Raw genomic sequence first — 23,641 nt, 5'->3', positions numbered from 1 at the left:
CAACACAACCCTCCATGCGACACGAAGATCACATGCATCGGGGTGGAGTTCTTCACCGACCATGGACGGTGAAGAACCAGAGAGGCTGTCTGCCCAACCCCTCCCCCACCGAGTGGCCCCCACCACCGCCCCACGCCCCTCTTCGTACGGCAGCGGGGCCGGGGTCTGCATCGCCGGCGACCCGCCAGATCCGCTCCGCAACCACATCTACTTGCAGTAGTTTTCGTCGGACCCCACCAGTACCCTCCGGGTAAGCAACCGCTTAGAAAAGCGCGGGCTGATCACGCACGTCTGGGAGAGGAACGGGATTCATGTCCGTCGTCGACGTGTGGATGCAGCACCCGACATTGCGTCATTCCAATCATGAGATGTTCGAGTCATTGCGCCGTTGGACCGGCCGCGGCCTGCTGGAGAGACAGTTGCCCGTTGCCGCCACGGTGTCTGCGTGGAGGCCGCCAATGTCGAGATCGGCCTCTGTGCTGCCTGGTACGGGCCGCACGGGGCGCTGATCAGCAACGATGAGGTGGCCGAGTTCGTCGCCGAGTCGGGCGGTCGGCTGCGTGGAGTGGCCGGCGCCGATCTGACCCGGCCGGCGCAGGCGGTGCGGGAGCTGCGACGAGCGGTCGAGGAGCTGGGATTCGTGGCGCTCCGGGTGGTGCCGTGGCTGTGGGAGCTGCCACCGACCGACCGGCTGTACTACCCGCTGTACACGGCCTGCGTGGAACTCGACATCCCCTTCTGCACGCAGGTCGGACACACCGGCCCGCTCAAGCCCTCGGAGACCGGACGGCCCATCCCCTACATCGACCAGGTGGCCCTCGACTTCCCCGAGCTGACCATCGTCTGCGGGCACATCGGCTACCCGTGGACGACGGAAATGATCGCGGTCGCGGACAAGCACGAGAACGTCTACATCGACACCAGTGCCTACACGGCCCGCCGCTACCCGCCCGAGCTGGTGCACTATCTGCGCGGCCGAGGCCGGGGCAAGGTGCTCTTCGGCACCAACTACCCGATGATCACCCCAGCCCAGGCGCTGGAACACCTTGGCCAGCTGGAACTCGACGAGGAGACTCGCGAGTCGTTCCTGTCCGGCAACGCGCCCCGGGTATTCGACCTGTAGGCGTTGCTAAAGAAATGCGGCGTACCTGGCCTGGCCCCGGCACAGGACGGCGGGCAGAGGGTGAGGAGAACCTTGGTGGCGCGACGCTCGTACATGGCCTTGTAGCTCTACGGCAGCCTGGTCGAGGGGGGGGAGGTCGAAGACCTTGCCCAGATCGATGTTGCGGTCCCAGATGAGCTGGATGGTGTCCGGGCAGGAAGCGGCGCACTGGGGTGGGGCCGCCGAGTGGACGCCGACGAGGAACAGCTCGATGCCGGGGATGATGACGTCGTGGTTCACGCCGACGTAGCTCAGGTGTCCGCCGCCGCGGGTGGCGCCGACGGCCTGCATGAAGGGTCTCTGGGTGCCCGACCGTCTTCGATCACCGAGTTCCGATACACACGATCCCGAACAACGTCAGCACAAGCAGAATCGTTGACATCCAACCTAGTCGGCCCAGGTCAGAGGGCTGCACACGACTAACTTCGTAGTCAAAGGACACGAACGGTTGGCCGTTGACAGCTGTGAGAGGGCGGTATGAGAGGGCATAGCAGTTTTGTCGTCACCTGAATGTGTGGCGATGCGGCATCCCGGCCGGTTGGCGGCCGTAGGCATGTTGGGCTGGGCACCGTGAGCGAGCGCAAGCCCTACAAGACCGACGTGAGCGACGAGCAGTGGGCGCTGGTCGAGGCCTGTGATCGCGGCGTGGAAGGCCGCGCATCCCTCGGTCAGCGGCCATCAGGGCCGGTACGCGATGCGGGAGATCGTCAACGCGCTGCTTTACCAGGGCCGGACCGGTTGCCAGTGGGAGTTGCTCCCGCACGACTTTCCGCCGCCCGGCGCGGTGAAGTACCACTTCTACACCTGGCGTGACGACGGCATCGACCAGACGATTCACGATCTGCTGCGCTGGCAGGTGCGGGAATGGCGCGTCGGAAGGCGGACCCGAGCCTGGTGGTGCTCGACACCCAGAGCGTGCACGCGGCGGCCGGAGTGCCCGCTGAGTCGACGGGGCGCGATGCGGCAAAAAAGTACCGGGCCGCAAGCGCGGCCTGGCCGTTGACGTTCTGGGGTTGGCGATCGCGGTGGTCGTGGTGGCCGCGTCGGCGCACGAGAACGCCGTCGGCATCGCGCTGCTGGACAAGGTCGCCGCCGACACCGACACCGTGCAGAAGGCCCTGGTCGACCAGGGCTTCAAGAACGCCGTCGTCGCGCACGGGGAGAAGGTGGGCATCGAGGTGGAGGTCGTGGAGCGCAATCCCGCGCAGACCGGGTTCGTTCCCCAGGCCAAGCGGTGGGTCGTGGAACGCGCCTACGGGATCTTGATGCTGCACCGCAGGCTGGTGCGCGACTACGAGCATCTGCCCCGCAGTTCGGAGCCGCGGGTGTACTGGGCGATGACCGCGGTGATACTGCGCCGGCTGACCGCGGCAACCATGCCCGCCTGGCGCACCGCATGACCGGCGGGGAGCTGACCCTCGGCGCGGTGCTGGCGCGGCTGGAGGAGCGGGAACGAGAGATTGCCGTGCCGGCCGAGACGATGCGGGAACAGGTCGCGCAGCTGACCGCACAGCTCGACGAACTCGGCCAGGCCGCCGAAGAAGTCCGGATCACTCACAAGACGCTGCTGGCGCTGCCCGACCCGAAACCGCCCGCGCCGCCGGCCCCGAAACTGCCGGACCATCCGGCCTACCACGGTTGCTCACTTATGGGTGAAGTGGAGGCCGAAGTCGTGCGTCATGCCCTCGGGCGGGCGGCACGCGGCGCTGTTTGGCCCTGTGCGCAGGGGAATCATTGTCCACCCGGACGGGGCCCTTCGGTGCTGCCCCGACACCGGGGAACGCGGTCGGCGCTGCCTCCAGTGGAGGGTGCAGCGCCGATGTCCGTACGAGGGTGCCAGGCCGGGGTCAGCCGACGGCGTGCAGCGAACCGCGCCTCTTGGCGGCGGCCTTCTTGGATGCGGCGGCGGCCGCCGTCCGGCGCCTGCTCCATAGCCCCGCAGCGATCATGACGGCGTCGGGCGGCCGGGGCGTACCCCTGGAGCGGGAACGCTTAACCGACAAGTGGGTGCGTCTTATGGCCTTTTGACCTACCGTGAGTGGTCCGGCACGGGGCGATCTCCTTCTCTCGGCGCCGGTTCAGCCGGGGACGAACAGGGTGGGCGTGTGGACATCGAGTTGGCCGATGCGGTCGCTGTGGTGCGGGACGAATTGCTGCGGGCCGCAGCGCGCGGGGCGGATCAGGACATCGTGTTCAAAGTGGGCCCGGTAGAGCTGGAGTTCGCCGTGGAGCTGCGGGCGGACGCGAGGGCGAAGGCGGGCTTCAAGGCCTGGGTGGTCGCCGCGGGGGTGGAGACCGAGGCGGCCCGCAGCCGCACGCACCGCGTGGCGGTCAGCCTCACCCCGCAACGGCCGGGGGGAGGCGATCTGCTGGTCCAGGGCCGCCCCGACCGTCGGTCGGGGCCCGGGGACGTGAGCGGTCACATCTCTGACTGACCCCGGCACTACAAGGGCTCGCAGCAGGGTGAGAGGCGGGGTGGCCCGATGGATCGTGCGAGAGTCGTGGCGATCGACGGAGGCGCCGGACCGGGGACGGGCTACGTGCTGGCGCCGCGACTGGTACTGACGTCCGCCCATGTAGCGCCCGAACCAGGCATCCCCGTGACGCTTTTCAAGCCGGGGCAGCCGGACCAGTGGGAGGCGACGGTAATCTGGCGCGGCACCCCCGGAGGCCGTGATGACGCCGCCCTCATCCGCGTGGACGGCACGTCCTGGGTTCCGCCGAGGAGCCCACCGGTCCGTTGGGGCCGTCTGGTCACGCATCGTCCGGGCACACCGTGCGAAGCCTGGGGTGTCCCCGAGATCGTCCAGCGCCTGGGCCGTGCCACCGACACGCTCCAGCCCTCCGGCACGCTCAACCCCGGCGACCGGTACGTGGGCAACCGGTACGTGATGAATCTCGACCAGCATCCGCCGGCCGCCGCCCGCGACGGCTCCTCCCCCTGGGGTGGGATGTCCGGGGCCGCGTTGTTCTGCGGAGAACTGCTGGCCGGGGTCATCGCCGCCGATCCCGCCGGCCGTGCCCATGCGAGCCTCGAAGCCATTCCCGCGTACGTGCTGCTGAACGATCCCGGTTTCCGCGCCGCCCTCGCCGAGCACGCGCCGGAGGCCGCCACCGTGCTGGAGCCGGTGGAATGGCAGCACCTGGCCGAGGCCGCGACGCCCACCGCGACCATCGGCTCACCAGCCACACTGCTGCGGGCACGACAGGAGACCGTGCCCTTCCGCGGGCGCGCCGCCCTGCTTGACGACCTCGACGCCTTCGCGCGGGAGGAAGGCTTCGGAGCGCTGCTGCTGCACGGTCCCGGAGGGCAGGGCAAGACGCGCGTCGCGCAGCGTCTGACCGCTTCGCTCACCGGCCGGGGCTGGGCCACCCTGTGGTTGCGCTCCGACGCCTCGCGTGAGGCACTGGCGGTGCTCGCGGCCGCGGCCGTCCCCCTGCTCGTCGTCGTCGACTACGCCGAGACCCGCACAGCGCAGCTTGTCGCCCTGCTCGACGCCGTCGCCCGGCACAGCGGCGCAAACGCCGTGAAGCTGCTGTTACTGGCGCGCGGTGCCGGCGACTGGTGGCAGGACCTGCAAGCGGTCAGCCGGACCGCGGAAGACCTTCTCGACGGTGCGGACACCGTCGCACTGCGCGCGCTGGAGCCAGAACCCGGCGACTCACGCCTCGCGGCCTACCAGGAAGCCGTCCGGGCCTACGCCCAGCACATGCCCCGGGTACGCGGCTGGCAGCACCACGACTGGCCGGCCCTCGCATCCCGACTCCTCGCCCCCGCTCACCGCAGCGGCACCGGAGCGGAACTGGACCGGCCCGGTCTGGGGAGCGCGCTCACCCTGCACATGACCGCCCTGGCCGACCTCCTGGACGCAGCGGTGCAGAAGTCGCCCCGAGCGGGCGCCGCCGAGGTCGAGAGCGCGGACGGCGTGGAGGACCGGCTACTGGTCCACGAACGCCGTTACTGGACGAACAGCGCCACTGCATGCGCTCTGCACCCCGCCCTGACCTTCGACACCCTGACCGACGCGCTGGCCGCAGCCTTCCTCTTCGGCGCAGACAGCAGGCCAGGGGCACAGACGCTCCTGCGCCGGGTTCCCGGACTGGCCGACCAGAGTGTGGACCGGCTCGGCGCCGTGCGCGGGTGGATCGCCGCGCTGTACCCACCCGTCCCCGGTGCCCCTTGGGGCACGCTGCAACCGGACCGGCTCACCGAACGGTTCATCGGCCGTCATCTGCAGCAGGACCCCACCCTGGTCGACCACTTGATCCCCGGAGCGACCGAGACCCAGGCCGACCGACTTCTGACCCTGTACGCCCGGGCCGCCGCACATCCCGTCTTCCGCCAGCAACTCGATGCCCACCTGACCGCCATGTGCGTGCGCCACGGGAGCCTCTTGGCGCTGCCAGCCATCGACGCCGCGACGCGGACCGAAACACCTCAGCCTCTGCTCGACGCACTGCACCGGATCAGCGACGATCCGGAAACGACTCTGCCCGACCTGCGGCGCCTGAACGAACGGCTGCCCCACACGAGCCACAACCTGGCCCCCTTCACCGCCCACCTCGCCCGGCGCATGGCCGACCAGTACCGCTCCCTCGCACGCCACGACCCCGAGCGGCTTCCCGACCTGGCGCACAGTCTGCACTCCCTTGCCATCCGGCTGGGAGCGGTGGGGCAGCGGCCGGACGGACTGGCAGCGATCAGCGAGGCCGTCGGGATCTACCGGGAGCTGGTCCAGGCGCGCCCCGACGTGTTCCTCCTGGACCTCCTCGCCGCTCTAAACAACCTCGCCCACCGCCTGGCGGAGATGGGGCGGCTCGACGAGGCAGTGGCGGCAGCAGGAGAAGCCGCCGAGAAGTCCCGGGAACTGCTTCGTGCGGAGCCGGATGACGCCTCGCGCATGCTCTCCATGAGCCTGAGCAACCTGTATACCTGGCTGCGGCACTCGGGGCGAGCCGAGGAGGGGCTCGCGGCCGTCACCGAGGCTGTGGAGATCAACAGGCGGCTGTTCCGCCTCCGGCCCGACACGGATCGCAACCCGCTTGCCAACAGTCTGCTGAACCTCTCCATCGGCCTCAGCGAGGCAGGCCGGATCGAAGAGGCCCTGACAGCCGTCACCGAGGCCGTGCGGATCCATCGCGAACTGGCCCGCGACCGGCCCGACATGTATCTCCACGATCTGGCGAGGAGTCTGAACTCGTACTCCGTCCAGCTGGGCGAGGCAGGACGCCGAGAGGAGGGACTGGCCGCGATCGTCGAGTCGGTGGAGATCAATTGGAACCTGGCCCGCCACCGCCCCAAAGTCTTCCTCAACCCACTGGCCAAGGGTCTGAACAACCTCCTGGTCGACTTCACGGCAGCGGGGAAGGTCGAGGAGGGATTGGCGGTGATCGCCGAAGCGATGGAGTTTTACCGGGACCTGGACTGTCATCAGCCGGACCAGTTCCTGCTCCCCCTCCTCGAGAGCATGAACAGACTCATGGTGTGGCTGGCGGAAACAGGGCGACAGGAGGAGGGAGAGTCCGTGGCCGTCCAGGCCATGCAGGTCTTCCACGAACTGTACGGCTACTGGCCTCACGAGAGGTCCTAGCGCTGCGTTCGTCGATGGAGTTCCCTCCGAAGCCGCTGCCGCCGAGTACGTTCCTGCGGCGAGCCGCCGACAACGGCGCTCCGTCCCTTGGCCCTTGGGCCTGCGCCTGTGAGATCTGTCTTGGTCGGACGGCTGCGGGATGACCGCACGGATACCCCGGCGCCGCAGGTGGCTACGGATGGCGCGTGAGGAATACGCGCGGCGCGGTTCTGGTAGAGGATCGCGTCCACGATCCCCCGCATCGTGTACTTACCCTGGTGCCCGCTGACTGACGGATGCCGGGCCTTCCAAGCCGTGATCACGGGTTCGACAAGCTGCCACTGCTCGTCGGTGAGATCGCTCGGATACGGCTTGCGCATGCTCAGGCCATAACCCAAGCGAACCCCGAACGCCTGACCAGCGGCGTTGCCCCAACGTCACACCAACGAGCGATCACAAGCCGGACAGAAGGTCACGTACCGCACTCTGAGATCTCAGATCCCGCGGCCGAGTCTCACGGCCACTGGCCATCCGGCGGCCGATATGCCACAGATCTGAGACCGCCGGTTCTCCACACCAGTCCCGGGACGCCCATGCCTCGTTGTCAGTACCTTGCGACACACTTCGAGGGTGATCTTCGTACAGATCGAAAAACCGCTCCGGCTGGTCACCTTGCTTGCTCTGATCGCAGCCCTCTGGGGCGTGCGTCGTGCATGGATACGGTGGGCACGCCCGGTCGTACGCGCCCAGCTGAGAATCTTCTCGACCGACACCGAACGTAGAATTTCCACAGCAATGCGGGAGGCCCTAGAGGGCATCGTGACCCGCGGACCAGAGACCCGTGGACTGGTCGCCGCATCCGTCTGGCGCTGGGCGCGAGCCATGCCCACCACCATGCTCTGGCGACTCGCCGTTGTACTTATGGTGTTCCTCCTAATCAACCTCCGCCCTCCTGTACTGCACGACCCGACGACTTGGGTTGCCGCACTACACGAGGGGTGGGATGCGATAAAGAGCCTGCCAGGTAAGGCGGTTGCTGTCGTGAAGCAGCCGAGCAGGTTCTTGCCACTTCGGTTCCTCTTTTTCTGTTTGATGTTCGGTCTGGCCCTCTGGGTGTGCTGGCCTGCGCACCTGGCGCGTACAGGAGGCCAGGCCCAGCTCACCGGTTCGCCGAGACAGACACGTAGGCGCGAAGCCGCCGAAGCCGCCGCACTGAACTGGCCGGTCGTGGCATTGGCCGTGAGCGCGATTCAGTGCGGCCGTGCGTATCACGAGTTGCAGCAACAGTCCCAAGCTCCGACAGGAGTGGCGGAGCGCCAGCCAGTCTCGGTGAAGCGAGCCGAGAACGTGATCAAACAGGCATGGCGCACCCGCTATCCGGCCAGCTCGCTCAACAGGGTGCGCCGCCACGAGCGAAAGGCCCTCAAACAGCACGCCGAAAAGGTGATAGCCGCTCTGAGGAGCGTCGAGAGTCGCCAGTACAAAGACCCCTCGGGTGCACTGCCCGAGTTGGCGACGATGCTCCTGGTGATCGCCGAACGGTACGCGCAAGGCCGAGTCTCACAACTGTTGGACGACGAGCAGCTTGAGAATGTTCAGGTTGTGCGGGACTGGGGGTGGCTGCGGCTGCTGTTCGGCGGCGCGCTGATCACCGTCGCGCTGGTCGGCGTGGCGCAGATAGGACTGCCCGACACCGCCGTAGGCCCTGTAGCCGCACTGCTCATCACACTGGTTCTCACCATGGTGCACCGAGGACGCCTTCCTGGCCTCGCCGACCTGATCGACATCATGCGAAGTGCGGATCGACGTTAGCGAGTGATCACCAGCACCCCAGCACTTCACCCCGGGTGGGCCTGCACCCGAGTCAATCGCCCGCGACATGGTCGCCATCGGCTGCAACAGCCCCACCGCGCCCGCCCGCCAGTTCGTCTGCCAACAGCCCTAGAAGAAGATGGTTTCAAACAGACACGCCCGGTCCAACGAGTACGGGGAATGTTCTGTAGAGACCATCGCGGGCGGAGACCTCGCCACCGTCCTCCAAACCGCGCAGACGGCCTGCTCCGACACGACCCCTGCGGCGGTGCCAGACGTTCGCGCCTCTTTCGCCGACGTCACGGCCCCAGGTCGGTGGCCGCATCAACATGACGCCACTGCGAGCATCCGCCGTGGACGTCCTCGCCCGGACATCGTCCCCGCCGTACCGTGCTGCGAAACGATCACGAGCACGGGGGTGCACGATGCGGTGCGGGGTAGTGGTGGAGGAACTGGCGTCCGACGTGAGGGGAGAACTGTCCGCGGACGCACGGCGCGAGGTCCTGGAACTCGTCGAGCTTGTGCGCTTGGCCCCGGGCGCGTGGCCGGACGTACGGGACCCCGGAAGTGTCGAGGAGATCCGGGAAGCGTTCGGGGCACGCTGCTGGATCCAGTACATGCCGCACGAGGGGGCCATCGAGGTACGCGAGATCGCTTGGGCCGGGTAGGGCAACACGAAGGGCCCGCGAGTCGGTATGACTCCCGGGCCCGATATCTTCGAGGCGGTCTCGTCAGGCTCCTGCTGTAAGGGGGCGGTACGTCCGGGGCTGCGGTGTGGGCGCTTTTCAGCGGGCGCGGGCACCGCTGCGGGAGGTGGTCGTGGCGGGAGCCGTGTGCAGGGTTCGGCTGGCGGCTCGGCCCGGTGCGTTCGCGGTCCAGGCGCCGGGGAACCAGATGGCGGTGTACTGCTCGATGGCGTCGCGCAGCCCGGTGGTGACGGCTCCCTCCCACGGGGGGAGCCCGGGGCGGCAGTACGTGTCGAAGGTGCCGTACCGCTTGGTGTTGGGGCGGGTGTTGGCCGCTTCGTCGCGGCGGTGGAAGGTGCCGTGCTCCACGAAGCCGAGGGAGACCGCGTCGATCTCGCCCCGGTCCGGGTGGAGGACCGCCAGGCGCAGGCCGCCGTAGGTGTCCGCGTGGATGGTGCCGCTGAAGTCGATCCGCAGCCGCAAGGGCGTACCCGGGATCGGGGTGGCGTAGTACGTGTCGCCCACAACGGCGTGGACACGGAACGGGAGGCACAACTCGGCGAAGAACTCGGAGGCATGGAGCGACAAGGAAGTGATCTCCGGTAGAGGATCGGGCCAGGTCTATCGGCGTGGACCGGGCAGGGCCGACCGGGTCGTCGTGCTCCAGCGCGGAACGCTGGTGGCGGGGCGGACAGCCGGGGGGGCGGGCAGTCATGGCTCGCCGTACGTCGAGCGGAGTCGGGGCCGGATCCGCGGGCGGGGTGACGGAGGTCAGATGGGCGGCCTCGCGCAGTCCGGGGGACATCGCGTCCTTCCAGCGTGGCAGGGGCGCCGGGTCGGAGACGCTCTGGGTGATGGCCTTCACCAAGGGGATTGGGGTGTGGGTGGTGGCGGTGGCGTACCAGCGGGCGTAGCCGCTCTTCGGACCACCCCAGAGGTGCCATCGGGCCTGAAGGGTGGTGAGTTCCTTCTCCGAGTCGAGGCGGCCGGTGGTGTATTCGCAGGTGGCCAGCCCGTCCGGGGGCTGCAGTTGCAGCACGTTCCAGCGCGGTTGCTGGAACTGCCAGCCGTTCTTGATCAGCGGGACGACGGCGTCGAAGGCGCCGAGTTGGGGGTCCTTGAGGTCGGGCTCGGCGAGGTAGGAGTCGGGGCCGACGGTGTATGCCTGAGCGAGGGCGGTGGTGAAGGCGGTGACGAACTCAGTCGGTGCGCAGTCGTTGAAAGAGACGCCCCAGGCGGGTGGGCCGAACCGGTCGCGGTAGGCATTGATCCGCCACAGCCCGTCGTCGTCTCCCTCGGGCAGGAAGCCTAGGCGGACGCGGTGGTCGGAAGCGGTGACATAGGCGTTGCCGACGTCATGACGCAGGTCGAAGCCGAGCGCGAGCAGCGGCTCCAGCGCCGGGTCTCCCACGGCGGTGCTGCCGGCGAGGTAGCGGGGAGAGACGTAGACGTCGCCGTCGATCTCTTCGGTGTCGGGCACGAAAATCCTGGGGTTGAGGCTGGGCGATGGGCAGCACGGGGCGCCGTCAGGAACCGGCGCTGTCTGCGAGTACGTGCAGCAACTTCCGTTCCAGGTCGGTGGGCTGGCCGGCGTAGTGGAGCGTGCGCAGGCCCAGCTCAGCGGCGGCCTGGCAGTTGTCGTCGCGGTCGTCGACGAACAGCACCCGGTCGGGGTAGGTGACGCCGGTGGCGGCCAAGGCGTGTTCGCACGCGGCCGGATGCGGCTTGCACAGGCCCAGGCGGGCCGAGTAGAGGGCGTCGTCCATCAGCTCGCGCCGCCAGTCTGTGGCGTCCAAGACGTTGCTGAGGTGGGCGGGCGCGTTGGAGAGCAGCACCATCTTCAGCCCGGTGGCCCGGGCGCGGTACAGGACGTCAAGAATGCGAGGGTCGGTGCGCATCCACATGGCGGTGTCGGCATCGCGCAGGGTGCGCAGCCACCTCGGGCCGGGGTGGTGTCCGAGCACGTTGGCCCAGTAGGCGAGGTCGCTCAGTTCGCCGGCGTCGTAGCGCTCACGGGCGTTCCAGAAGGCGGCCTGGAAGGAGGGGAGGTGTCCGTCGGGCCATTCGGCGAGGTCTGTGAGGCGGGTCCACATAGCCGTACTGGGCTGGAGGCCGATGACGCCGTTGTAGTCGAGGATCACGGCGTCCACGTCGGTCTGGGAGGCGGGGTCGCGGGTCACGGGGTGGGTTTCTCCAGGGCTTTGGGGGCGAGGGCGGCGACGGTTGCGGCGAGGAGTGCGGGCAACAGCAGTGCCGTGGACAAGGTGGTGAGAGTGGCGAGGGCGCCGATGAGGGCGGGGCCGGCGAGCAGGCCGAGGTAGCCGGTGACGGAAACCGTGGCCACGGCCCGTGGGCCGCCTACTCCGGCGGCCGTGATCAGGCAGGGCACGGTGATGGACAGGCCGAGCCCGAACAGGGCCCAGCCGGTCAGGGCCATCGGCGTGCTGGTGGTGACGACGCCGGCGGTGAGTCCGGCCGCGGCGAGGATCCCGCCGGCCCGTACGACTGCGGGGGTGCCGAAGGCTGCGGTGAGCCGGTCGCCGGTGAGCCGTCCGAGGGCCATCGCCGCGCTGTAGAGGGCGAACGCCGTGGCACTCACGGCCGTTGAGGCATCCAGGCTGTGCAGGTGGACGGCGGCCCAGTCGGCTGCCGCTCCCTCTCCCAGCAGGCACGAGGCCGCCAGGGCGCCCAGCAGCCACAGTCTTGTGAAGGAGAGTGCCGGCCGCGTCTGGCTCGGTGGAAGGACCGGCGATTCGGGCGGTTGATCGGAGCCGTCCAGGGATCGGGTCGCGGTGGCGGCTGCGAGCGCGGCGCAGGTGAGGGCGAGGCCGGTGGCGAGGAAGAGGGTGCTGTGCGTGGTGCGGGCGGTGACGGCGGCCAGTACGGCTCCCGCGAGCGCGCCGAGGGAGTAGGCGGCGTGGAGCGAGGACATGATGGGTCTGCCGGCGGCGTTCTGGCAGCGCACCGCGGCGGAGTTGACGGCCACGTCCAGCACACCGTGCGCGATACCGAACGCGAGGGCGGCGGTGAGCAGCATCGGCAGTGTGTCGCCTTGGCCCAGGAGGGCGAGGCATCCGGCGAGGCTGGTGGCGCCCGAGGTGAGCAGGGCGGGAAGGCGCTCCGGTCGTTCGAGTCGGCCTGCGGCCTGGAGTCCGGCGACCATGCCGAGCGCGGCGGCCAGCAGCACCAGGCCGAGGTGGGCGGTGCTCAGGTGGGCGGCCTGCTGAACGGCCGGCATCCGGGCGCCCCAGATGGCCATCACTACGCCGAGACCGAAGAAGTAGCCGGTCAGCAGGACGCGGCTGCGGCGGATCGTAACGGGTGCCGTCTTCATCCGAGCAGATCCGTCCCCGTGCCTCGGCCGGCCCAATGGGGTACTACGTCGAAGGCCCGGCCTGCTGTGGACAGTGCCGTCTGGCCGGTGGGGTCGGGCACGACCAAGGTGAGGACGACAGGACGGTCGGACAATCAAGACTCCTCGAAGGATGTGGCGGAGGTCCGGCGTGTGCCGGCCGGTGGTCACGCACTGCGCCGACGGCGGACCTCGATGACGCTGGCCCACTGCGGGTGCGCGTCGAGCAGCCGTCTCGCGTAGAGAGCGGTGTAGTTGTTGTTGAGGCCCTTGACGCCGTGCGGGTGGCGCCAGCGCAGGGCCTCGAACAGCGCCTTCATGCCGACCCGTGTCGCACCGGTCGCACGGCGCTGGGCAACGAGCTGTTCCAGGGCCCGGTACCCCCAGGGGTGGCCGGCGTCGAAGGCATGGAACTGCTGGGTGATCGTCGGCCGCGCACCGTGGTGCGCGAGGTCATGGCAGGGCAGGGCGGGCTGCGTGAGTGGGCATGAGCGTGAAGGGTCCTCTCGTACCTGGGTGGGTCAGGCCGATGAGGTGGGTGGCGGGGGCAAGATGCGCAGGCGGGCGAAGGCGACGGCGAAGCCGAGGGCCTGGGCGGCGGCGGCGATGGTGATGGCGTGCCCGAGCTGCGCGGGCGGCAGGGCGGCGACGAGCAGGCCGGCGGCGGGGAAGGGCAGCAGGAGCAGCAGGATCGTCACGGCGAGGGTGCTGGCGAACACCTCGGGCGGGATCAGGCGGGAGCGCAGGGTGCGCAGGACGACCGTGAGGCTCCCCTCGCCGGCCATCACGACGGCGATCAGCAGCAGGTAGCCGCGGTAGGTGTCGGCGTGGGCGACGGCGAACGTCGCTGCGGCTGCGAGGGTTGCGGCGACGGCGCCGACCGGCCACAGCCCCCATCGATCGATGGCGCGGCGGGATGCGGTGATGGCGAGCAGGGAGGCGACGGCTGCGGCGGACCAGATGAGTCCGGCATCCGCGCTGGAGTGGTCCAGCTCGGTGACGATGACGACCGGGACGGCCGCGTGCAGGAGCGCGATCGCGGTGTTGGAGACGACCAGTCCGCCCACCAGCCAGGCGAGGTGCGGCAGCGAACCCAGGGTTGCCCAGCCCGCCCGCAGCCCCCGCATGTCAGACACGCCGACCGGCGCCGCGCCCGTGCGGGGGCCGAGGGCTGCGGCGAGGAGGGACAGGCCCGCGAGGGCGCCGAGCATGGCGGCCGGTCCGCCGTTTTCCAGCAGCAGCCCGGAGACCGCCGGTCCGGCCAGGGTGGCGGTCTGGTCGATCCCGATCAGCACGGACTGCACCCGGTGCGCCCCGTCACCGGCCATCCGGCTCGCCTCGCCGCCGGCGGTTTCCGCCGCGACGAAACTGAACTCGGTGAGGACACCGGTCGAGGCGGCGAGCAGCATTACCGTGAGCGTCGCTGCCATCGTTCGAGCGTCCAGGGCGGTGAGAACGACGGCGGCGGCGAGCACGGCCAGGGCCCGCGCGAGGCAGGCAGCACGGAAGATGCGGGCCGTGCCGTAGCGGTCGACGAGAGTGCTGGCCACGGTGAACGCCCCGATGCGCGGGAGCCACTCCAGCGCGAAGGCCAGTCCGGTCAGGGCCGCCGAGCCGGTGACGGTCAGGACGAGCAGGGGGATGCCGTAGGTGGTCATCGCGAACGCGGCGGCATCCGCCCCTCGGGGCAGATAGATCCGGCGTCTGAGGCCGGCCGCAGAAAGGGCCGCGTCGTCCGGCGTCACGCGGCCATGCCGGGATCGCCGCAGATCTGCCGGGGCTGGTGCGTGCAGATCCACTCGGCGAGCAGTCGCTGGACACGGCCGAACTCGGCATCAGCCTCGCCCGCGGTGAGGCCGGGATCCGTGGACGTCTCGCCCAGCAGGGCGAAGGTGTGCCGGATCCGCTCGGCGAAGTCACAGACCGGTGCCGGGGAGTTGTGGCGCCGGGCCCAGCGGGCGCTCGCGTCGTAGAGGTCGGCGAGGTCCTCTCCGGCGGGGGTGAGCCCGAGTCCGGCATGCGAGCGGTCCAGGAGTCCCAGTCGGTCCGCCTGCCCGGTGGCCTGCCGGATCTGCTCCCGGGTGAGATCGGCGAGCGTGCACGCCAGGGTGCGGGGCGGGATGGCCCCGTGGTCGTCGATCTCGCTGACCAGGCGAATCAGGCCGGACGTGGACAGCTCCGTGCTCGCGGCCTGCACCTGCCGGGGAGAAAGCGCGGGCATCATCGGCGGACTCCTGATGCCGTCGGCAGAGCCGGTGTCGGGCGGGCCGGTGTGGAGTGGGAGAACAGGTCGCCCGACTGCCAGGTGGGGCGGTGCTCCGCTGGTGCCGGACGGGCGGATCGAGCCGCAGGCCGGCTCTGGTGGCTGATCCACCTCCCCGGAGCGGTCGTGGCACTGGGTTCCGGTCGGCCCCACAGCGGGTGCCGCGCCGCGTGGTCCACGGGTCGTCCGGCTGCCCACATCGACAGCGCGCCGAAGACATGGCCGAGTCCGTCGCCGCCCGGCGAGAGACGGTAGGGCCGACCCTTGCCCGCGGTCACCACCAGGCCGTCGTCGATGAGCTGGCGCAGCGGCGGGTAGATGCTGGTCCAGTAGCCGTCGGGGATGACGATGCGGGCCAGGGCCCGGGCGCTGGCCTCCTGACGTGCCTTGAGCACCCACAGGATCGCCGGGGCCTGTCGGCGGGTGAGGAGGGTGAGGCTGTCCTCGGTCTGCTCGATCGCGGACAGCGGCTGCTCCGGCTTCTCCAGGTACTCCTCGGCCCAGGCGGCGATTGCCCCGAGCACCGGCAGGAGTTGTCGGCCGCGCTGGGTGAGGTGGTAGGTGACGTGGTGGGCGGAGTGCTCGGTGCGCTCGACCAATCCGGCGTCGCACAGCGAGCGGACCTTGGGGTGCAGCTGACCGCTGTGGAGGTAGGGCAGCTTGTTCGCGATCTGCGTGTAGCGCTGCGGCGGCTGGTTCAGGGCCAGCAGGATCCGCACGTTCCAGCGCGGGGTGATCATGTGGAGGGCTTCGGTGACCCGGGCGACGTCGGCATCGACGGCGGGGAGCAGACCGGTGGTGGCCAAAGGGGGAACTCCTGGATGAGAAAGGGCTGGGGCCCGATCGGTCAGCGGCTCGGGGCAGTGCTCACGGTCGGCGCGGGCGCAGCGGGAACAGCGCGAGGCGTCGAAGCGGTGGGTGGTACCGGCGCGTTAGTGCGACCGAGGCTCTGCAGAACCGCTTGGGTGGCGACGGCCTGGGTGTCGCGGACAGCGACGGCTTCGGCGAGGCGGCGCGCGCAGTCGAAGATGTGCGACACCTCGAAGGCGCCGATCTGCCGCTCGGGATGGACGAGCTGCTCAAGCCGCTCGCGGTAAAAGCTGATGGTCTGCTCGGCGAAGGCGAGCCGGTCGTGGCTGCCAAGGAGCGCGGCCAGCATGCCAGGCGGCTGGTCCTGGACGTGGGCGTCGAGGTCGGTCAGCGACGCGCCGTACAACTCCTCGATGCGGGAGCCGATCTGGGCGGACGTGGGGTGGGGCAATCGGCGGGGTCTTTCACGGTCAGCGCTCCCGGGCCGTCCCGGCACGCTGAGGTGCCGGGACGGCGGTGGCGGGAGGCAGGGTGGTGGTGATCGTCTGCTGGTTCGTGGTGACCGGGCGGCTCCGTCGGCCAGGCGGCGGCATGGTGCGCAGAAGGTCGTCGAGGGCGGTGCGATAGCCGTCGCGGGCGCTGAGCGCCGCCTCCAGCCACTGCGCGTCCATCCGCAATTGGTCCGCGGACAGCTCGTCCATGTCGCGCTTCGGCGCCATCGCCTCGTGCACGCGCGTGCAGATCCGGGCGACCTGTTCCTCGGCCAGGGCCAGGAACGAGCGCATCTCCAGCGCCCGGGTCAGCGCGGCGGAGGCGTCCGGGCCGACGGCCATCCGGTACAGCTCAGCGACCGGGGCGCCGAAGACTTCCCCGAGCCGGCCGTCGTGACTGCAGGGCTTGTCGCTCACGCTCACCGCAAGACTCCTCGGCCAGTGACAGGCGCCGCCGCGGGCCGGGAGGACGGCGCGCTGGTGCGCACAGCCGGGCCGGGACGGGACCCACGACTGAAGCGGGCCAGACGTTCGGCGGCAAGGCCCTTCTTCCCCGGAGCGTCGGGGTCGAGGAGCCAGCGCACAACCAGGGCACGCCCGTCCCGCGCGGTCACAGCCGTATTGACGCGGTGTGCAACGTCCAGTGTCGGGCCGTCGACCTCACTGGGCTGTGTCTGAAGCACGGCGAGGAGGTCGTCCTCGGCGCGGTCGAGCGCCGCCTGGGACTCGGTGAGGAGCCCGTGCCACTTGACGATGTCGGTGGCTGCGGGGTTCGCGTCCGGCGCCGCAGCGACAGCCGCGGTCAGTTCGCTCATACCCATCCCGAAGCGTCGCTCGATCTGCTCGGTGAGCACGCCCACGACATCCTCGGCGTCATCGGATATGCCGTCGGACAAAAGGAACTCTCCTGTTCTGAAAGGTCGATGCGGGTATGTGAGGGGCGGCCGTACCCGGCACTTCAGCCTCGGCCGGGTGCCTGCTTTCCGGGCAGGGTGTATGCACCGAGGCGGCAGCGGCGGAGACCGCGCTCACAGGGGTTGCGGACAGGACCGGCAGTGCGCGGCGGATACAGCAACTCCGGTGAAGCACATACGGAAGAACCCTCCGCAAAGGCATGGGGATTGCATGGATTGGCGCTGCGGGGTATTCCCCGGCGGCTGTTTAAGGGTCCGGAGAATCGCCGGTTTGGCTAACCGGCGATCGTCGGCTATGTTTCGCCGCTTGCGTCGTCCATGGCGCTCAGCGCGAGCGGCCGGGCGGACGTGGGGTAGGGGGATGTGCCGCACCGGCCGGACGAACGGCCGCGGTTGCCGGGCGGACCGGCGGGAGGGGGCCCGCCTCGCCGGTGAGTCGGTCGTCGCACCACTGCAGGGCCTCATCCACCGTGGTGAAGCCGCCCTCGCGCAGGGTGTGGGTCCAGGAGTCGGTGTCGACCTCCTCCACCAGGACACGGAACGGGGAGGGGGCGCGCTCGTCCAGGGCGCGCAGGGCCACGACGGTGACCATGTCGTCCGGGTCGTCGCTCGTGTACGAGTAGCCCATGGCGTAGTGGTCGCCGTCGCCCGCGAGGCGCCGCTCCAACGCGCGCGTGGCCTCATCCGCCGGCGGCGGGCCCAGTTCGGGGTTGAGGCCGATGGCATCGTGCGGGCAGCCGCCGTGGATGAGCCAGGACTGTGCCATCGCGGGCAGCGGCAGACGGGCGTGGTCGAAGGTGAACGTCCGCTTCTCACGGTCTCGTTGCAGATGGACAGCGAGCACCTGCGCCATGCCGGGGTGGCCCCACGTGGCGGTGCGGTCGAACAGGATGTAGTAGCTGTGCGCGGCGCCCGGAGTGTGGTGTTCGGCGAGGGGGACGAGCATGTCCTCGCGGACAGCGACCTTGCGGTAGAAGTCGAGGTACCTCTCCTCGTCGGCGGCGAAGTCGTCGAGGTCGAACTCGACATGAGGGATGGACTTCCGGGCTTGCGCCGGTTCGGTAGGAGACAACAAGGTCCTTGCGTTGGAGTTCAGCGACGCTGTGCCGGGGTGGACGGCGGTGTGCCGGGGCGTTGCGGGACCTTCGGCGCCGGGGTGGTGGGGGTCCGTCGGGCGGCGAGCAGCGCGGCGCGTCCGGCATCGGTGAGCGCGACCGGCTGGCCGGCGTGCACGGGGTGGGTGGTGTCCCGGACTGCCAGCCCTGCGTCCTCCAGCCGCTGGAGTTTGGCGTGAGGGATGCGAGTCCCGGAAGCTGCGGTGACGGACAGTCGGCCGGTCAGCAGGTGCTCGTGGAGCTTGGCTCCGCCGGCGATGGCGAGCAGTGCCGCATGGTCGCCCATCGAGAGCGGCTTCACGTCGGGCATCGAGGCCGCTGCGGCGGCCTCGATGGGTTCCAGGGCGGCGAGTACGTGCCGGGCAGCGGCGTCCCGCGCGGTGGCGGCCTCCTGCAGCTGGTCCACGGTGCGGTCGATGCGGGCGAACAGGGCGTCGTCGACCTCGAACTCGCCGCTGGAAAGGCGGTTGAGGAGACGGAGGTAGAAGGTGACGCCGGTCTGGGCCTTGGCCAGCTCCCGGTGCAGGTCGACGAGGTGGGCGTGCGGCTCGTCAAGGACGCCCCGGTCGCGGTAGGTCCACAGGGTGTCGATGTCGTGGCCGGTGACGGCTTCGAGGCGGTGGTCGAGCGGGGAGACCGCACGCCGGGCCGGTGTCGACGTGGGTTCAGGCACGGGCGAGTGCTCCTGGTGTCATCGGGCGTGGCGCGGCGAGGAAGCCCGGGCGGGTCGAGGCAGACCCGGCAGTGCGGTGGGCGGCGGTCCCGGCTTCGGCGCGGGCCCGCGAGCGGTGAGCTGCGGGGGGCGGGAGCGGGCAGCGTGGGTGCGGGCGCTCAGGGGCCGACGGGTCATTCCCAGTCGCTGTCCGACGGTGTCGTAGACGTCGTTGCCCGCCCGTGGCCGTATGGCCACGACGTGGATGTCGTTGTGGTGCACGGACGTCGGCGGAGCGGGGCGCACGGTGTAGACGACCCGCCATTCCTTGCGGGAGTCCACGAGCAGCTTGCGGTGACCCTCCAGGTCACCGGTCAGTTTGATCCCGAACCGCTCGGCGTTCACCACCTCCTGCAGATACGACAGCGTCAGGTCGCGGATGTCGCCGGGGGCCTGGAGAAGGTCGGTCAGGGCCCGGGGATCGAAGCTGAGGCCGAAAGCCGGCTGCCCCGCGCTCATGACGTCGGCTCGTCCGGCTCACCGGAGCCGGGCGTCCCCGCCCCGGCCGTGCCCGTCTCCTTCGTGCGGGCCGAGGGCGGCGGTCCGGGCAGGATCCGGTGTGCGGGCCGTTCCGGTGAGGTCATGCACGCCGACAATGGTCCGTCGGGCGCCCGGACCGCCGTGATGGCGTGGGTGAGGAAGTCCCGGTGCCACACGAGCAATCCGCTCAGGCCGGCTTCGGGGTCCTTGTGCTGCTGGTAGGCGAGCCAGAGCGCGTGGAGCCAGGCCACGACGGCGTCGTGCTCCTGCCACTGCGGGCACCAGGGCGCGGCCGTGGTGACCTCGGCCCCGTACACCGGATTGAGGAAGTCGTCGACCCAGTCGCTCAGGGCGTCCAGTTCGTCCTCGTACTCCTCCCCCTCCAGCTCCAGAATCGGGCGCGGCTCGGCCGGAACGGAAAGTGCGGGTCCGCCGAGCCCCGGCATACCGAACGCGGCGAACGGTGACGGCGGAGTCGGTCCGGTGGCGAGGTGGTCGAGCTGCTGGGCCTGCTCGGCGGACTGCTCCATCAGCTTCCGGACTTGTGCCTCGATTCCTTCGAGGTGAGTACTCGGAATCCTTATCGGCTCCAACTCCCCATCATCGTGGGGCTCTACAGATTCAGGCATGGAAAAGACGGGCCTCCTCGAAGCCGGGGAACAAGAGAAGTGGTGCGGCCGACGGTGCTGGGGCCGTCTGTGGACGACCCCAGCGACAGGCCGCTGGGAGGTCTCCCGAAATCACTTCAGGGAAACGGCGGTGACTCAGGCGGTCAGGACGAGGTCATCCTGGGTGAGGGTCTGACGGACGGTCTCCGCGAGCCGGTCAGCCGCGACGGAGGCGTAGTGCTTGGTCTTCTCCACGCCGATGAAGTCGCGGCCTTCCAGCAGCGCGGCAACACCGGTGGAGCCGGATCCGGCGCAGAAGTCGAGGACGGTACCGCCCGGCGGGGAGATCTTGACCAGCTCGCGCATCACCTCGACGGGCTTTTGCGTGATGTGCTGACGCTTGGCGCCAGAGGGCTGCGAAGCGCTGTAGAGGCCCGGCAGGTAGACGGCGTTGCGGGAGGCGTCCAGCGGCCCGTTGGACGCCCAGACGATGAACTCGCAGTTCTGCGTGAACCGGCCCTTCTGGGGCCTGGCCTGCGGCTTGTGCCAGGCCAGCACCCCGCGCCACAGCCAGCCGGCCGCTTGGATGGCGTCGGTGGTGACGGGAAGCTGGCGCCAGTCGGTGAACAGCAGAGCTGTCCCGCCGGTCGTCGTCAGCCGCTGGGCCTCGGTCATGATCTGGGTGAGCCAGAAGCCGTAGGAGCGCTGGTCCATGTTCTCGCCGGTGAAATCGGCCAGGCCATGATCGGCGTCGGCGGAGGTGTACTTCTGCTTCGCGCTGCGGGAGGTGCGCTCCTTCGCGGTCCGCCCCCCGGAGTTATACGGCGGGTCGGTGATGACCGAGTCGACGCAGTCGTCCGGAAGGCCGGCGAGAACGCTGAGCGCGTCGCCTTGGTGCAGGGAAAAAGGCAAAGAGGTACCCCGATTCGGGTGGGAGAGTGCGGAGAACCCCCATCGCACGGCAGACACCCCGCGGACAGGAATTGGGCGTGCAGAAGCCCAGGGCCACAGACCGGGGAAGAGCAAGGGGGGAGTCCAAAGACTGTAGATGCATAACGCCGGTCGGCCAAAAAGCGGTCTGCCAAGGTGCCGGAATCCGATACCTCATACCGACTTTTTGGTCGACCGGCGATCCGGGCCTACAGTTTTTCATCCGCCCGGCGCACACCGCCGCTGGCGCATTTCCCTTTCCCCCGTCTCACGGAGGTTCCCCCTGCCCCGGCACACCTGACTCACGGCTCTGGCCCGTTCGGCGAGCGGCAACTCGCCTGTCCCGGACCGCTCTCATCGCCCACCACCGGCCGCCGCGTTCCCTTCCACCCTGCTCCCCGCGCCGCGCGGCACGCCGGACACTGCTTCCCGAAGGACACGTCCTTGACGCCTCGTTACCCACCCCTGTCCGAAAGCCCCGGCACCCTAGGGGGCCGCGCCGGTTGAAGGCGCTCGCCGCCGGCATCGGCGTCGTCGTCCTCTGCCCGTTCCTCCTCGGCGGCGCCGCGATGCTGATGGCCTCCTCCAGCGAAGCCGCCCAGGGCTCAACCTCCACCCTCCACTGCGTGACCAGCCCCGACACGGACAAGGTCAGCGAGCAGGTGACCAAGATCCTCGACGGTTCCTCCGGCAAGGACGTCCACATCGACGGCCTCGCCCTGCCCGAGATCCAGATACCCCACGCGGCGACCATCGTCGCCACCGGAATCAGCCTCGACGTGCCCAAGAAGGGCCAGGTCATCGCGCTCGCCACAGCCATACAGGAGTCGAGGCTGCGCAACCTGACATACGGGGACCGCGACTCGCTCGGTCTGTTCCAGCAGCGTCCCTCGCAGGGCTGGGGCAGACCTGAGCAGATCCGCGACCCCGTCTACGCGAGCGAGCGTTTCTACAAAGCGCTCCTTCAGGTGAGCGGCTGGCAGCAGATGACCGTCACACAGGCCGCCCAGGCTGTGCAGAGGTCCGGATATCCGGACGCGTACGCGCAGTGGGAACCGCTCGCGACCGCGCTGCAGAAGGCCATCGCCGCGACGTTCCCCCCCGTCGGCGAGGACGACACCGGTGGGGACAACGAGGCCACGCCTTCAGTGTCCAACTGCGGCACGACGGACGACGGGTCGTCCTTCGGACGGATCCCCGAAGGCGCCGTCCCGAAGGGCTACGCGATCCCCGAGGGGACCGATCCCCGTGCCCGGAAGGCGATCGTCTGGGCGATGCAGCAGCTCGGCACGCTGTACCAGTGGGGCGGCTCCTGCACCAACCCGCGCGGCGCTGACCCCATGGGCCGCTGCGACTGCTCCAGCCTCATGCAGCAGGCATACGCGCACGCCGGTGTCACCCTCACCCGCACGACCTATACCCAGGTCAATGAGGGCAAGGCCGTCTCCGCCAAGGCCCTGAAGCCCGGCGACCTGATATTCAGCCGCGGCAGCGCTGCCCGTCCCGAGCACGTGGGCATGTACCTCGGCGAGGGCCTCGTCATTGAGGCCCCGCGCACGTCCAAGCCTGTCCGGATCACCGCGATCAAGGACTGGACCGTTCTGGCAGCGCGCCGCGTCATCTGACGCTGGCCCCTCCCGCGCCTCGCCCTCGCCTCTTTCTCGTTCTTCCCCTCTGCCCGGGCCCTCTTGGGCCTGCGCATGCAAGGAGCTCCACCATCCCCATGATCTTCCTCGCCGACCACGTCATCCAGCTCGCCTACGACCCGGGCATCTCCCCCAAGGGGGGTGGGCTGCCGGGCCTGTCCGTGCTGAAGAACGTCGTCAACAGCATCAACCTGTTCGGCATCGTGGCTGTGGTCGGCGCACTCGCCGTCTCCCTCGGCGTCTGGGCATGGGGCCACCACACCGGTGGCCACCAGGCCGAGGCGAACGGGAAGAAGGGCGCGGTGGTCGCGGCCGGCGCCGCGCTCGGCCTCGGTGCCGCCAACGGCATCGTCGCCTTCTTCTCCGCTCTCGGTTCCCAGGTCCGCTGATGCCAAAGCCGTCCTTCACCTTGTCCCGATACGGCGCCGGCTGGTCGGCGAACCGTCGCGTCACTCTGATCGCCCTCGCTCTGGCCGGTTTGCTCGCCGTCGCCGGAGCGACCGCCTACCTCACCGGCCGCGGTGAACAGCACCGTTCCTCCTCCAGCGGCCCTGCTGTCCCCTCGTCGCCCGCTCCGGCTTCCCCGGACAGCACCCGGCGACCGGCCACCGGGACAGGGTCGGTACCGCAGCCCCCGGAGGTTGCCGATCCGCTCGCGTTCGCCAGGGCTGCCGCCGGGATGCTCTGGTCCTACGACACCCGCTCCACCAGCCACGCCCAGCAACTCGCCGGCATGCAGGCGTGGATGACGAAGGAGAGCACGTACAGCGACTGGGCCTCGGTCTCCGCGCAGATGCCCACCTCAGCGCTGTGGGCGCAGATGGCCGGTCAGCAGCAGCGCGCCGGCGCCACCATCGCCGAGGGCCATTTCCCGAGTGCGTTCAAGCAGGCTCTTGCCGACGATCCTGCGGCGATCACCGAGGCGTACATCTACGCCGTGACCGTCACCGGCAAACAGACGATTCGCTGGGCGAAGGGCGGCCAGGGGGCAGAAGACCGCTCCCTCACCCTCGCCGTGCAGTGCCGGCCCTCGTCCGACTGCTCGCTCGTCGCCATCGCCCCGAACATCGCACCCTGACCGAAAGGAGAG

The 23,641-nt window shown here is 69.6% G+C and carries 24 protein-coding genes and 4 pseudogenes; 9 read left to right on the top strand and 19 right to left on the bottom strand.

The window, feature by feature from the left end:
- Positions 1 to 445 precede the first annotated feature (445 nt).
- Positions 446 to 1,123, top strand: a complete 678-nt coding sequence (locus PUR53_RS40980) for an amidohydrolase family protein (RefSeq protein ID WP_329911938.1) — start codon at positions 446 to 448, stop codon at positions 1,121 to 1,123.
- A 6-nt stretch (positions 1,124 to 1,129) separates the two neighbouring features.
- On the opposite strand, the gene PUR53_RS40975 is transcribed toward PUR53_RS40980, so the two are convergent.
- Positions 1,130 to 1,453 carry a hypothetical protein gene (locus PUR53_RS40975; RefSeq protein ID WP_329911936.1) on the bottom strand — a complete coding sequence of 108 codons (324 nt, stop codon included), beginning with the start codon at positions 1,451 to 1,453 and terminating at the stop codon, positions 1,130 to 1,132.
- A 279-nt stretch (positions 1,454 to 1,732) separates the two neighbouring features.
- On the opposite strand from PUR53_RS40975, the pseudogene PUR53_RS40970 reads away from it, so the two are divergent.
- The 3 genes and pseudogenes from PUR53_RS40970 (at position 1,733) to PUR53_RS40960 (ending at position 6,753) form a co-directional block, all read left to right on the top strand.
- Positions 1,733 to 2,562, top strand: a pseudogene (locus tag PUR53_RS40970) (IS5 family transposase).
- Between the two features lie 705 nt (positions 2,563 to 3,267).
- Positions 3,268 to 3,597 carry a trypco2 family protein gene (locus PUR53_RS40965; RefSeq protein ID WP_329911934.1) on the top strand — a complete coding sequence of 110 codons (330 nt, stop codon included), beginning with the start codon at positions 3,268 to 3,270 and terminating at the stop codon, positions 3,595 to 3,597.
- 48 nt (positions 3,598 to 3,645) lie between these two features.
- Positions 3,646 to 6,753 (top strand): tetratricopeptide repeat protein, encoded by a 3,108-nt coding sequence (locus tag PUR53_RS40960; protein ID WP_329911932.1) that lies wholly within the window; start codon positions 3,646 to 3,648, stop codon positions 6,751 to 6,753.
- A gap of 96 nt (positions 6,754 to 6,849) precedes the next feature.
- Here PUR53_RS40960 and PUR53_RS40955 read toward each other — a convergent pair.
- Positions 6,850 to 6,954, bottom strand: a pseudogene (locus tag PUR53_RS40955) (IS5/IS1182 family transposase); the annotation flags it as partial.
- Positions 6,955 to 6,956: 2 nt separating this feature from the next.
- Positions 6,957 to 7,118 (bottom strand): annotated as a pseudogene (locus PUR53_RS40950) (transposase); the annotation flags it as partial.
- Positions 7,119 to 7,362: 244 nt separating this feature from the next.
- Between PUR53_RS40950 and PUR53_RS40945 the strand changes: the two are divergent.
- On the top strand, positions 7,363 to 8,544 hold the full coding sequence (locus tag PUR53_RS40945) for a hypothetical protein (protein WP_329911930.1): 1,182 nt from the start codon (positions 7,363 to 7,365) through the stop codon (positions 8,542 to 8,544).
- A gap of 425 nt (positions 8,545 to 8,969) precedes the next feature.
- Positions 8,970 to 9,212 carry a hypothetical protein gene (locus PUR53_RS40940; protein WP_329911929.1) on the top strand — a complete coding sequence of 81 codons (243 nt, stop codon included), beginning with the start codon at positions 8,970 to 8,972 and terminating at the stop codon, positions 9,210 to 9,212.
- A 117-nt stretch (positions 9,213 to 9,329) separates the two neighbouring features.
- Here the strand turns inward: PUR53_RS40940 and PUR53_RS40935 are convergent, their stop codons facing one another.
- From PUR53_RS40935 to PUR53_RS40860, 16 genes and pseudogenes are all read right to left on the bottom strand, one after another.
- Complete coding sequence (locus PUR53_RS40935; RefSeq protein WP_329911928.1) at positions 9,330 to 9,818, bottom strand: hypothetical protein; 489 nt, start codon at positions 9,816 to 9,818, stop codon at positions 9,330 to 9,332.
- Between the two features lie 298 nt (positions 9,819 to 10,116).
- Positions 10,117 to 10,641: pseudogene (locus tag PUR53_RS40930) on the bottom strand (DUF317 domain-containing protein); the annotation flags it as partial.
- A 115-nt stretch (positions 10,642 to 10,756) separates the two neighbouring features.
- Positions 10,757 to 11,410: an HAD family hydrolase gene (locus PUR53_RS40925; protein WP_329911926.1), complete on the bottom strand. Its 654-nt coding sequence runs from the start codon at positions 11,408 to 11,410 to the stop codon at positions 10,757 to 10,759.
- Positions 11,407 to 12,564 (bottom strand): MFS transporter, encoded by a 1,158-nt coding sequence (locus PUR53_RS40920; RefSeq protein WP_329911924.1) that lies wholly within the window; start codon positions 12,562 to 12,564, stop codon positions 11,407 to 11,409. The genes PUR53_RS40925 and PUR53_RS40920 overlap by 4 nt, the downstream gene beginning before the upstream one ends.
- A 185-nt stretch (positions 12,565 to 12,749) precedes the next feature.
- On the bottom strand, positions 12,750 to 12,902 hold the full coding sequence (locus PUR53_RS40915; protein WP_329911922.1) for a hypothetical protein: 153 nt from the start codon (positions 12,900 to 12,902) through the stop codon (positions 12,750 to 12,752).
- 201 nt (positions 12,903 to 13,103) lie between these two features.
- Positions 13,104 to 14,240 (bottom strand): MFS transporter, encoded by a 1,137-nt coding sequence (locus PUR53_RS40910; protein ID WP_329912011.1) that lies wholly within the window; start codon positions 14,238 to 14,240, stop codon positions 13,104 to 13,106.
- Positions 14,241 to 14,323: 83 nt separating this feature from the next.
- Positions 14,324 to 14,806: a regulator gene (locus PUR53_RS40905; RefSeq protein WP_329911920.1), complete on the bottom strand. Its 483-nt coding sequence runs from the start codon at positions 14,804 to 14,806 to the stop codon at positions 14,324 to 14,326.
- Complete coding sequence (locus PUR53_RS40900) at positions 14,803 to 15,651, bottom strand: winged helix-turn-helix transcriptional regulator (protein WP_329911918.1); 849 nt, start codon at positions 15,649 to 15,651, stop codon at positions 14,803 to 14,805. Before PUR53_RS40900 ends, PUR53_RS40905 begins: the two co-directional genes overlap by 4 nt.
- A gap of 41 nt (positions 15,652 to 15,692) precedes the next feature.
- Positions 15,693 to 16,106 (bottom strand): hypothetical protein, encoded by a 414-nt coding sequence (locus PUR53_RS40895; RefSeq protein WP_329911916.1) that lies wholly within the window; start codon positions 16,104 to 16,106, stop codon positions 15,693 to 15,695.
- Between the two features lie 19 nt (positions 16,107 to 16,125).
- Complete coding sequence (locus PUR53_RS40890) at positions 16,126 to 16,569, bottom strand: hypothetical protein (protein ID WP_329911914.1); 444 nt, start codon at positions 16,567 to 16,569, stop codon at positions 16,126 to 16,128.
- On the bottom strand, positions 16,566 to 17,042 hold the full coding sequence (locus PUR53_RS40885) for a hypothetical protein (protein ID WP_329911912.1): 477 nt from the start codon (positions 17,040 to 17,042) through the stop codon (positions 16,566 to 16,568). The genes PUR53_RS40890 and PUR53_RS40885 overlap by 4 nt, the downstream gene beginning before the upstream one ends.
- Positions 17,043 to 17,385: 343 nt before the next feature.
- Positions 17,386 to 18,135: a hypothetical protein gene (locus tag PUR53_RS40880; protein WP_329911910.1), complete on the bottom strand. Its 750-nt coding sequence runs from the start codon at positions 18,133 to 18,135 to the stop codon at positions 17,386 to 17,388.
- A gap of 17 nt (positions 18,136 to 18,152) precedes the next feature.
- A complete protein-coding gene (locus tag PUR53_RS40875) occupies positions 18,153 to 18,848 on the bottom strand; it encodes a hypothetical protein (protein WP_329911908.1) in 696 nt (231 codons plus the stop codon).
- Positions 18,849 to 18,866: 18 nt separating this feature from the next.
- Positions 18,867 to 19,346: a hypothetical protein gene (locus PUR53_RS40870; RefSeq protein WP_329911906.1), complete on the bottom strand. Its 480-nt coding sequence runs from the start codon at positions 19,344 to 19,346 to the stop codon at positions 18,867 to 18,869.
- Complete coding sequence (locus PUR53_RS40865; protein WP_329912010.1) at positions 19,343 to 19,897, bottom strand: DUF4913 domain-containing protein; 555 nt, start codon at positions 19,895 to 19,897, stop codon at positions 19,343 to 19,345. Before PUR53_RS40865 ends, PUR53_RS40870 begins: the two co-directional genes overlap by 4 nt.
- Before the next feature lie 234 nt (positions 19,898 to 20,131).
- The gene (locus tag PUR53_RS40860; RefSeq protein WP_329911904.1) at positions 20,132 to 20,887 is read right to left on the bottom strand and encodes a DNA-methyltransferase; all 756 of its coding nucleotides are present in this window, start codon (positions 20,885 to 20,887) and stop codon (positions 20,132 to 20,134) included.
- 521 nt (positions 20,888 to 21,408) lie between these two features.
- Between PUR53_RS40860 and PUR53_RS40855 the strand changes: the two genes are divergently transcribed.
- From PUR53_RS40855 to PUR53_RS40845, 3 genes are all read left to right on the top strand, one after another.
- On the top strand, positions 21,409 to 22,530 hold the full coding sequence (locus PUR53_RS40855; RefSeq protein WP_329911902.1) for a C40 family peptidase: 1,122 nt from the start codon (positions 21,409 to 21,411) through the stop codon (positions 22,528 to 22,530).
- A gap of 98 nt (positions 22,531 to 22,628) precedes the next feature.
- A complete protein-coding gene (locus tag PUR53_RS40850; RefSeq protein WP_329911900.1) occupies positions 22,629 to 22,940 on the top strand; it encodes a DUF6112 family protein in 312 nt (103 codons plus the stop codon).
- Entirely contained in the window at positions 22,940 to 23,629 is a 690-nt protein-coding gene (locus PUR53_RS40845) for a hypothetical protein (RefSeq protein ID WP_329911898.1), read from the top strand. Before PUR53_RS40850 ends, PUR53_RS40845 begins: the two co-directional genes overlap by 1 nt.
- Positions 23,630 to 23,641 lie beyond the last annotated feature (12 nt).

Source organism: Streptomyces sp. SP18BB07 (assembly GCF_036322545.1).
Lineage (GTDB): Bacteria > Actinomycetota > Actinomycetes > Streptomycetales > Streptomycetaceae > Streptomyces > Streptomyces deccanensis.
This window is presented reverse-complemented; position numbering and strand designations above follow the sequence as displayed.

Bases quoted from the DNA above. Each gene is read 5' to 3' on its own strand.
- PUR53_RS40905 (WP_329911920.1), bottom strand. From the start codon at position 14,806: ATGATGCCCGCGCTTTCTCCCCGGCAGGTGCAGGCCGCGAGCACGGAG.
- PUR53_RS40850 (WP_329911900.1), top strand. From the start codon at position 22,629: ATGATCTTCCTCGCCGACCACGTCATCCAGCTCGCCTACGACCCGGGC.
- PUR53_RS40845 (WP_329911898.1), top strand. From the start codon at position 22,940: ATGCCAAAGCCGTCCTTCACCTTGTCCCGATACGGCGCCGGCTGGTCG.
- PUR53_RS40915 (WP_329911922.1), bottom strand. From the start codon at position 12,902: ATGAAGGCGCTGTTCGAGGCCCTGCGCTGGCGCCACCCGCACGGCGTC.
- PUR53_RS40920 (WP_329911924.1), bottom strand. From the start codon at position 12,564: ATGAAGACGGCACCCGTTACGATCCGCCGCAGCCGCGTCCTGCTGACC.
- PUR53_RS40865 (WP_329912010.1), bottom strand. From the start codon at position 19,897: ATGGAGCAGTCCGCCGAGCAGGCCCAGCAGCTCGACCACCTCGCCACC.
- PUR53_RS40910 (WP_329912011.1), bottom strand. From the start codon at position 14,240: ATGACCACCTACGGCATCCCCCTGCTCGTCCTGACCGTCACCGGCTCG.
- PUR53_RS40960 (WP_329911932.1), top strand. From the start codon at position 3,646: ATGGATCGTGCGAGAGTCGTGGCGATCGACGGAGGCGCCGGACCGGGG.
- PUR53_RS40870 (WP_329911906.1), bottom strand. From the start codon at position 19,346: ATGAGCGCGGGGCAGCCGGCTTTCGGCCTCAGCTTCGATCCCCGGGCC.
- PUR53_RS40940 (WP_329911929.1), top strand. From the start codon at position 8,970: ATGCGGTGCGGGGTAGTGGTGGAGGAACTGGCGTCCGACGTGAGGGGA.
- PUR53_RS40975 (WP_329911936.1), bottom strand. From the start codon at position 1,453: ATGCAGGCCGTCGGCGCCACCCGCGGCGGCGGACACCTGAGCTACGTC.